Origin of the sequence: Nocardioides sp., from assembly GCF_031422975.1 — a bacterium.
Taxonomy (GTDB): domain Bacteria; phylum Actinomycetota; class Actinomycetes; order Propionibacteriales; family Nocardioidaceae; genus Nocardioides.
Genome location: NZ_JANPEO010000023.1, coordinates 1 through 1,661, shown reverse-complemented (window position 1 = coordinate 1,661; position 1,661 = coordinate 1). Strand labels below are relative to the sequence as shown.

Annotated in this window: 2 protein-coding genes and 1 pseudogene; all 3 read right to left on the bottom strand. The window is 68.8% G+C overall.

Annotated elements, in window-relative coordinates:
- A pseudogene (locus RMO85_RS00765) lies at positions 1 to 201 on the bottom strand (hypothetical protein); the annotation flags it as partial.
- A gap of 55 nt (positions 202 to 256) precedes the next feature.
- Entirely contained in the window at positions 257 to 904 is a 648-nt protein-coding gene (locus RMO85_RS00760) for a DUF305 domain-containing protein (protein ID WP_310525833.1), read from the bottom strand.
- 104 nt (positions 905 to 1,008) lie between these two features.
- A partial coding sequence (locus RMO85_RS00755) for an HAD-IC family P-type ATPase (RefSeq protein ID WP_310525832.1) occupies positions 1,009 to 1,661 on the bottom strand: 653 nt, incomplete at its 5' end.

The window sequence follows — 1,661 nt, the reverse complement described above, 5'->3', positions numbered from 1 at the left end:
GCGGAAGACGCCGAAGTGGGAGGCGACGTACAGGGTGCCGTCACCGGGGTCGACTCCGAGGCCGTGCACGTGGCCCAGCGCATCTTCCTCGCCCGCGTTCGGTGCGGGGCTGTCGCTCGCGCCGCACCCCGAGAGAAGGATCAGCGCGGTGCCTGCGGCGATGGTTGCGCTGGAGACTTTGGGTCGAGGGCGGCGGAACATCTTCACTCCGTGGTTTCGGGCGTGGTAGCGGTCAGGGCGGTCACCGGCTCCAGCGTCAGGAGCCGAGGAGCGACTTCATCGTGTCGATCTCGGCGGTCTGGGTCTCCACGACGGCCCCGGCGAGGTCGACGGCCGGCTTGTACTGCCCGTCGGCCTGCTGTTCCCGGGCCATCTCGACGGCTCCTTCGTGGTGCTCGACCATCATCTCGAGCCACATGGTCTGGAACTGCGAGTCGGGGGCGTTCTCGAGCTCGTCGAAGTCGTCGCCGGACATCATGCCGGGCATGTCGGAGTCGAGACCGTCCATGGAGTCGCCCATCCCTTCCATGTCGTGGCCAGCGTTGGAGTGGTCGCGCATGGTCGCCGGGATCTCCTCGTCCCACTCCTGGAGCCAGTCGCTCATCGTCTCGATCTCGGGCCCCTGTGCCTCCCGGATGTCGTCGGCAAGCTGCTGCACCTCGGGGTCGAGGGTGCGGTCGAGCGTCAGGTCGACCATGGACAGGGCTTGAGCGTGGTGCTGGATCATGTCGGTCGCGAACGTGACGTCGGCATCGTTGTGGTCGGTCTCGGACACCTGCGTGGAGGCGTCGCCGGTGGGCTCGTCGTTGCCGCAGCCCGTCAGCGCGAGAGCAAGTCCGAGGGTCAGCGCGCCGACCAGCCGTGCCGGCCGGCGGGTGGGCGTGATGGGGCGGGGGTAGCGCATGAGGTGGTTCTCCTGATCGAGGTTGTGAGAGGTCTTGCTGAGGATCTTGCTGAGGAGGAGGCACGCCGTTCGGCAACGCTCCCTGCCAGCGTGCCGGGAGGTACCTAGGGCGTCGGTTGCAGGATGTCGGCCTGGACCGGTTCCGGACGGGCCGGCGTGGGCAAGGAGAGCCGCTTGAGCATCAGCGCGTTGACGGCGACCAGGAAGCTCGACCCAGACATGGACAGCGCGGCAATCTCGGGTCGCAGCACCAGGCCGAACGCGGGCTCGAAGACGCCGGCCGCGATCGGCAACGCGATCGCGTTGTAGCCGACCGCCCAGCCGAGGTTCTGCCGCATCTTGCGCAACGTGCCGCGCCCGATCATCAGTGCCACCGGGACGTCCAGGGGATCGGACCGCATGAGGACGACGTCGGCGGCCTCGATGGCGACGTCGGTGCCGGCGCCGACGGCGATGCCGACGTCGGCCTGCACGAGGGAGGGTGAGTCGTTGACTCCGTCGCCGACCATGGCGACGGTTCGTCCCTCGCCCTGAAGTTGCTGGACGTGGCGGGCCTTGTCCTCGGGGAGCACCTCGGCGATCACGGTGTCGATGCCAAGGTCCTCGGCGATTCGCTCGGCGGTCGCGTGGTTGTCGCCGGTGAGCATGACCACCCGGATGCCGGCCTCGTGCAGCGCGGCGACTGCGGCGGCGGAGGTCTCGCGAACCGCGTCAGCCATCCCGATCACCGCGACGACACTGCCGTCGACGGCGACGA